General features: G+C 47.4%; 8 protein-coding genes and 1 pseudogene. 4 read left to right on the top strand and 5 right to left on the bottom strand.

All coding sequences use genetic code 11. The features are described 5' to 3' along the window. Window positions 1-412: 412 nt before the first annotated feature. The 3 genes from trfA to UB23_RS00380 form a co-directional block, all read right to left on the bottom strand. On the bottom strand, window positions 413-1,300 hold the full coding sequence (gene trfA, locus UB23_RS00365) for a plasmid replication initiator TrfA (protein WP_052672949.1): 888 nt from the start codon (window positions 1,298-1,300) through the stop codon (window positions 413-415). Between the two features lie 303 nt (window positions 1,301-1,603). Continuing rightward, the gene (locus UB23_RS29020) at window positions 1,604-3,214 is read right to left on the bottom strand and encodes a hypothetical protein (protein ID WP_152644215.1); all 1,611 of its coding nucleotides are present in this window, start codon (window positions 3,212-3,214) and stop codon (window positions 1,604-1,606) included. Then, window positions 3,207-3,563 carry a plasmid mobilization protein gene (locus tag UB23_RS00380; RefSeq protein WP_045057414.1) on the bottom strand — a complete coding sequence of 119 codons (357 nt, stop codon included), beginning with the start codon at window positions 3,561-3,563 and terminating at the stop codon, window positions 3,207-3,209. Before UB23_RS00380 ends, UB23_RS29020 begins: the two co-directional genes overlap by 8 nt. Here UB23_RS00380 and UB23_RS00385 point away from each other — a divergent pair. Beyond that, the gene (locus UB23_RS00385) at window positions 3,562-4,068 is read left to right on the top strand and encodes a hypothetical protein (RefSeq protein ID WP_045057415.1); all 507 of its coding nucleotides are present in this window, start codon (window positions 3,562-3,564) and stop codon (window positions 4,066-4,068) included. The genes UB23_RS00380 and UB23_RS00385 overlap by 2 nt on opposite strands. Window positions 4,069-4,139: 71 nt before the next feature. Further along, window positions 4,140-4,568: a hypothetical protein gene (locus tag UB23_RS00390; RefSeq protein WP_045057416.1), complete on the top strand. Its 429-nt coding sequence runs from the start codon at window positions 4,140-4,142 to the stop codon at window positions 4,566-4,568. Window positions 4,569-4,671: 103 nt separating this feature from the next. On the opposite strand, the gene UB23_RS00395 is transcribed toward UB23_RS00390, so the two are convergent. Further along, window positions 4,672-5,061 carry a hypothetical protein gene (locus UB23_RS00395; RefSeq protein ID WP_045057417.1) on the bottom strand — a complete coding sequence of 130 codons (390 nt, stop codon included), beginning with the start codon at window positions 5,059-5,061 and terminating at the stop codon, window positions 4,672-4,674. A gap of 367 nt (window positions 5,062-5,428) precedes the next feature. Here UB23_RS00395 and UB23_RS30480 point away from each other — a divergent pair, with 367 nt between their 5' ends. Both UB23_RS30480 and UB23_RS00400 read left to right on the top strand, forming a co-directional pair. Next, window positions 5,429-5,563, top strand: coding sequence for a hypothetical protein (locus UB23_RS30480; protein WP_269082862.1), 135 nt, complete (start codon window positions 5,429-5,431; stop codon window positions 5,561-5,563). Then, complete coding sequence (locus UB23_RS00400) at window positions 5,563-5,967, top strand: hypothetical protein (RefSeq protein WP_045057418.1); 405 nt, start codon at window positions 5,563-5,565, stop codon at window positions 5,965-5,967. The genes UB23_RS30480 and UB23_RS00400 overlap by 1 nt, the downstream gene beginning before the upstream one ends. Window positions 5,968-6,186: 219 nt before the next feature. Here the strand turns inward: UB23_RS00400 and UB23_RS00405 are convergent. Further along, window positions 6,187-6,420: pseudogene (locus UB23_RS00405) on the bottom strand (recombinase family protein); the annotation flags it as partial.

The following is a 6,420-nucleotide window of genomic DNA, read 5'->3' on the forward strand; positions in this document are numbered from 1 at the left end:
CGACGACAGGGACTTCAGACTAACAATGCAAACCTGCGTCGCTGCGCTCCGACTGCCTGGCCGGATGAGCGTGGAACGGGTGGCCGGATGTTGGTGGACTGGGTGGCCGGATGGCGTGGAATGCGCAGCTGGCTCTTGCTCCTCAAAGGCTCTGCTGTTATCTCGGCGACCTATCTGGGCTTTTGATTTTTGATGATTAAAAAACGATTAGCGACTTTTCGCTAAATCGCTGGATGCCTTGTATTACGCTGGCTCCAGCCCTCTTGGCAGACAGCCATTTAGGGGTTCTATGCCCCCCTAGGCAGGGGTTCTATGCCCCGTCCGCAGGGATTCTATGCCCTATATCGGGGGTTCTATGCCCCCATTTTTCAGGGGTTCTATGCCCCCCTGTTTGGCGCCAAAGCAGCGCTTGTTAATATGGTAATTTGTGTCTCAGATGACGCTGCTGGGCACGGGAAATTGGCCGGGTCATCGTGATAAGGCCCTTATCGTTGATTTCCCCCTTCCAGCCAATAGTCGCATCCATAAACGTAAAAGCTTTTCGAATGTCCTTTTTAAAATCATTAACATTCTTAGACTTGCTTCCACACAGTTTGTGGATAGTCTCAACTTTGTAGTAAAATGATTTTGCATGAGTTAAATAAAAGCCATGTAACCATTGAGCTAATGGATGACGCCTGAGAGCCATCCGGTCTTTCCACTCAAACAAAGTCCACTTACCTTTACCGTATAGGCTAACTATCTTAGGGTTAATTGTAATACAATGGCGCCCAGTTTTTTCATTGCGCAGATAGTCATGAATAAGATGACCTGCATATATTACGTCACCATCTCTTACTGTTATAGTTGATTGCAGCAACCGCATGAATGAATTTTTCAGCCACTCTTTTTGAGACGTACCAGTATCTCTGCCAATTGCTTTGAGAAATTGATATGCGGTGGTCTCAAAGCTAATTCCAAGCGGTGTAGTCCGCGACATATGTAGACATTGCTCCCAAACGTCGAGATCCGCCTGATCGAGCTGCGGGCCGCAGTGTGTGATGGTCAACCCCTGAGGGCTCGCAATGAGCTTGGATAAGTTGGTAGCACGCTCCCCCCTGCCGATGGCGCCGAACAGAGCACTGCGCAAGATAGCGTTTGGTACCCCCCTAAACTTCTCATTCCACTCTACGAGTTTTGCGGTTTCACCCTTACGAAACCCAAAAAGCACGTTATGCATTTCGGAATTCAACATTTCTTGGTACGTTGTTTTAAGGCCGTACTCTCTAAGACTATCGAGATAATAGCTATCATCACTCATGACTATCACCAAACCTAAGTTTGCTCAGCAACTTGTCAACTTGACGAGACTCTTCCTCTTTAAGCCAAAGCGTTCTCTGCTTAAACCCGTCAGCGCGCATGCGGGCAGCGTATTCGGCTTGTCTGGTCGCTCCAGATCTCGTTTTGTGTACAACAGGTTCTTTCATAAAACACCCAATAATTGGTCACTGCTGACAGATTACAAATCAATCATAAGTGACGCAAATGGTATTTTTTATCCGCGATAGTGCAACTTTCGTTTTTCCGTGAATTTACTGGGATTTTGGAAGTAGAATATTTTTCGTTATCCGTTGGTTAATTTGTTCTCTTCGTCAATGTCGTAACCATTGCGCTTCCAACTTGGAACGCGGCGCTCGCGATCCTGCCGGGCCTTATCTTCGGCGTCCTGTTGCGCGTACAGAGCGAGTGCACGTTTTTCGGCTACTGCGTCATGAATTATCTTCTGACGCTCCGCCTCGAGCACCGCAGCGCGTTGCTGTGAGAGGTATGAGGCTTTCGCTATGGCCTCGGCCAGTGCTTTGCGATCAAAGCGCGCACCTGGGCGTTCAACATTAATACCAGTGAGCATTCCGATCATGGCATTTATCGCAACTCGGATACGTTCCATCTGTAACTTGTCTGATTTTGACGGCTCTGACCACATACCGCCATTTTTAGCAGCCGCAAGGGCGCGCTGTATTTGCTCTTCTACGTGCTGTTTGACCTGATTGTTAAAAAATCGTATTGCCGGATCATCACTAACCATTGCTGCAACACTAGCAACATCGCTAACGCCGGTCGGGATACTTGCAGCCTTTCCCTGCGCCGCTGTCACTTCTTCGCTATTACTACTAACAAAATCAGCAGCGGCAGACTTGATATCAGCACAATCGTTAGTGCTATTTTCAAATGCCTCAAATTGTGCCTCAAGTTCGCTAAATCCTGATTCAAATCCGAGTTCTTGACTTGTAATCGCCAGTTCTGGCTCTCCAAATTCGATATCTCTCCATCTTTCCGGGCTATGGCGTCTAAGTGTTTCCTCAGTTCTATGTTGTAATACGTTTGCGTATTCTCGCTCAATTGCTCCTTCTTCAATTCCTGAATTATTCTGAATTCCTCCATTGATAATAGCTTCTGATCCAAAGTAAGCGCTGTCATATATATCACCCTTAAAACGCATGGCTTTTTTATCACCCAGAAATTTCACGGATATATAATCATCACCATTTCTAGTTATTGTCCCACCCAAAGCTTTAAAAAACTCTGATATATCTTCACGGCACGATATATGCTTCGAATCAACTAAATCACAAACAAGTTTGTGATAATCTCTTTTGCTGGCAGACGCTGGATCAAACGAACTTATTCTTAAATCACGCGCTATAGCTGGATCTCTCGGATTAGTTAATCCAAACTTGGCGCATGCGTGGTCTATATAAGCATCGTTCTCTTTAATAAATGCCTGATTATTCCCTTTGCCGACTTTGCCGTCATAATTAGGAGGAAAAGGATTTCTATATTTCCCACTCTCTAAGTGGACACGCGGAATCATATAGTGGATTTCAAGTCGTCTAGTGTGCGTGTGTTCAACTGCAAGAAATTGCCTAGCATCATCAGATATCCCAGCGAAAGCAAAATCTTTAAAGTCTTGTAATATTTTATCTTTTAGTTCTGAATTATCCGCTATCAATGCGGTTTCTTCTTCAGTAAAACTCAGCACTCCGGTTGTGTACTTGCTTTTAAACTCCAGTTGGTCACAGACAAATTTAATAGCTTGCGGATCACCTTCCAAAATGGAAGGCTTCGGCTCCCGAGGCTTCCTTACATTTTCTTTTTTGTCTAAATAATCATCACCAAGAAAATATTTGATGGCCTTACCCGGGCTTGTTGTCCATTTCGACAATCCATTAATCATGAAAGGGCCTCCCAGGTCGTGGCTGGAGTTTTTCAGCATTCTTGGTGATATCCAGGACATGAGCGCGTATATCGTTCAACACATGAATCATTAAGGGGGTCTGCGCGTTGTGCCGGTATGTATTTGCGTGTTTAGAGATCATATTTAAGTTCGAGTTTATCCGACCAAACCAGCCAATGAGCTCTCTAATTACTGGACGCGCATCGGCTTTTGCTTCAACCACTTCGCGACTTTCAATCATCGCGACTACAAGCTCTGCAAGGCCCATCCCGGCCTTGGCGGCCTTGGCTTTGAGCTTTGCATGCTGGGCCTCAGTAAGCTTCGCTTGCAGGTGGATAGTTCTTTCCATGGTTAGCCTCTTGTTTTTGTTGTTGGCTTCTAGGGGTATGGGGGAACCCCATCGGGTTTGGGCAGAGCCCAACAAGGTCGACAACATGGAACATGTTGTTGAGGAGCCTTGTTCGCCTTTATTACGGCACTTCAGCAAACGCACTTTCAAGTGTTTTTTTCTCTTGCTCCAATATATAGTGATAAAAACAACAACAAAAAACGGCCACCATGAAAACACTGAAAATAAGCATTTCCTTGATTTTACTGGGACTTTCACAGAGCGCCTTTTCTTTTGTATACACGGCACACTCTCGGAGGACGGCGAAAGTAAGCCCGGTAAAGTTGAACTATACGAAGAATTTTCGTCAAAAATACTGGGTAGCGAAAAATGGATGTGCGCGATAACTAACACTTGCGCTGATGAGTATGTGCCGCCCGATGAAATAAATCGAAGGTCAATCGGAATTAAAGCCGTGGCCGCATCATTGTCACTCGATCAATACAAAGCGGATTTTAGGAAGTAAGCGCTATTGCAAACAGCGCTATTCCACGAAATTAATAAAGCAACACCAAAACAACAATAAGGATAATAACCATGATCGATTTTTTGAGATTGACCCAGGAACAAAAAATAGCACTTGTAGAAATTCATAAACAATACAAAGGGCAAAAACTTATAGATGAAATTTATACTGCATCCAGCAATTTAGAACATCTACCTATCAGCGGCGAATATGTTGTGATTTCAAAACCGGAAGTTACGGATGAAGTTTGGGACGCACTTGTAAAAGCAGGCATAGGGAAAGTGCGAAAGTTTGATAACGGCGATCAAGATCCCGACTACAGAAAAGCCCTGGAAGTTGAGCGAAACTTGATGGAAGCGATTTTTGAGGTTCTTGAAGGCCTGATACGAGCAGTCGTGAAAGGTGCTGTGACAGGCATAAGGCAAGGGATTGCGAACGGCAGGACGCCTGACAAGGCCAAACGGCCACGGAGAGACGCAGAGGATGCGTATGAGAGCTAGGCCGCCGCTGCGCGTCGAAGGAGCGACCTTCCCGCCCGGCCATGCCGGGCTTTTCTTAGCTTGATTTAGTCTGTCTTTTTTCAGACTGACCACGGGCCTCGTTTTACCTATCTTTTGGCCTTGGCAGCTTCGCCTTTTCCATTGCCCGCTGCACCCTCCCAAGTACAGACCAGAGATTGGTCACTTCTTCAGGTGTCAGTGCATCAACAATATCGGAATAGGTCAGCGCATCCACAGCCAGTGTCCCAGCCGCGACAAAACCTTCCTTAAGAGCCATCCTATAAGACTCTTTCTGCTTTGCTACATACCGCTTGAGCAAAGCATCGTTGACCTGTTTAATTTCCTCAGGCGTGAGCAGTGGAAGAACGTCAAACGGAACATTGATCGCCTCAGAACTGACGCTAGCAATCATTTTATCAACCCCTCGGCGGCTCTCGGGTGTATACGTTGTACGCACTAGCTGGAGTCTTTTTCCTGCTTCTTTGATACGCATAATCCTATCTCGCCAAGCCATCATACGACCTATTGTAAAGGCCGCATGCGCACATGTAAATAGGGCGTATGCGTATTCATTTATTAGCCGCATTACTTTGAGGTGGCTAGTTACAAGGGGCCGAAGGCCGCTGGTTGCTGGTCGCCCGGTGTCGCCAGACGACTTTGGCTTGATTTTGCTTGGATGTAAGAATAGATCTGGCGCGACCACGGGCTGCGCCTACAGGGTCGTATCGGCACAAATTGGCTGCCAGTGCGCAGCCGGAGGGAAAGCGTCCGTCTGTGGCGCTCTCTGACTGCCGTAGAGCGATTCTGTGTTGCTGCCTGGGTTAAACAATTGCTGGTTAAGCTGTGAACAGGAGCGAAAAATGATCTTCGGCAAATCCGCGCAACACCTCACCGTTAACGAGATGAGCCAATGGCTCGACGCCCGTGAGGCGCAGTTGCGCGCACGCGCCCAACACTTGCTCGAAGAAGATGCGCGCAGTGAAGGGGGCGTTTGATGAACCCGGACACTCCACCTGAGTTTCGCTGGTCACAGGACTACGAGAATTTCAACGATGGCGACGACGACTTTTGTTTTCAAAAAGACATCTTCAAAAAGGTCGTGTTGTCAGCAGGGCTCCCGCCTTTTGAAACAACATCGATGCCCCACGAAGTATGGGACAGCTTCGGGCGATGTGATGACCGCAGCAGGAAGTTCTCCAGCCAGATTTCCGAAATGCTCATTAATGCCATGGTCTACTTCATCAAACTGGAGAAGCCGAACATTGATCTGTCAGAGATCGCGATTCGACCGGGCGGCCACGAAAAAACACTCACTCAAATCTACGAAGCCGCGCTGCGCAAAGGCTACGGAACGAATGCGCAGCGCGGAGCCGCACTGATGGATGACATCGGGCTGTAGGCACTGCGAATAAGTTAAATGCTGCCCACGATGAGGGGTCGAACGGGCGACCGCCCCGGTACTGTCATGAAAGAATTCAGCGTTTAGCTTTTCCTGATTACCGGGGCCGATTGGGCACATCCGGGGTCACTGAAAGCCCCTCAGAAGCCCGCCACGAGGGGGAAGTCTGTAAATAGTACGATGATCGCCTTATGCCATGCGCCGGGCTTTCTAGCACGCTCACAGCTCTTTAATGACGCCACTGCTAATCAGCATATCTTGAATTCGCTGGTGTTCTTTCATAAGCGCAAGCAAATCGAAGACTCTAGTAGCCATACATGAGTGCATTTCCGCAAAGGCGGCGCCATCACCCTGAGCGGTTATGATCTCACTGATATTACTGGTGTAAGGGTAGTAACTGATCTCGGAACCAGACTGTTCCATGACAAAGCTTAGCTCTCCATTTAATTCAAC

Origin of the sequence: Pseudomonas sp. ES3-33 (assembly GCF_000952175.1) — a bacterium.
GTDB classification, from domain to species: Bacteria; Pseudomonadota; Gammaproteobacteria; order Pseudomonadales; family Pseudomonadaceae; genus Aquipseudomonas; species Aquipseudomonas gregormendelii.

What these genes read in the sequence shown, in the direction of transcription:
- UB23_RS00400 (WP_045057418.1), top strand. Translation starts at nt 5,563, where the DNA reads ATGAACCCGGACACTCCACCTGAGTTTCGCTGGTCACAGGACTACGAG.
- trfA (WP_052672949.1), bottom strand. Translation starts at nt 1,300, where the DNA reads ATGAGTGATGATAGCTATTATCTCGATAGTCTTAGAGAGTACGGCCTT.
- UB23_RS00390 (WP_045057416.1), top strand. Translation starts at nt 4,140, where the DNA reads ATGATCGATTTTTTGAGATTGACCCAGGAACAAAAAATAGCACTTGTA.
- UB23_RS00395 (WP_045057417.1), bottom strand. Translation starts at nt 5,061, where the DNA reads ATGCGTATCAAAGAAGCAGGAAAAAGACTCCAGCTAGTGCGTACAACG.
- UB23_RS30480 (WP_269082862.1), top strand. Translation starts at nt 5,429, where the DNA reads ATGATCTTCGGCAAATCCGCGCAACACCTCACCGTTAACGAGATGAGC.
- UB23_RS00385 (WP_045057415.1), top strand. Translation starts at nt 3,562, where the DNA reads ATGGTTAGCCTCTTGTTTTTGTTGTTGGCTTCTAGGGGTATGGGGGAA.
- UB23_RS00380 (WP_045057414.1), bottom strand. Translation starts at nt 3,563, where the DNA reads ATGGAAAGAACTATCCACCTGCAAGCGAAGCTTACTGAGGCCCAGCAT.
- UB23_RS29020 (WP_152644215.1), bottom strand. Translation starts at nt 3,214, where the DNA reads ATGATTAATGGATTGTCGAAATGGACAACAAGCCCGGGTAAGGCCATC.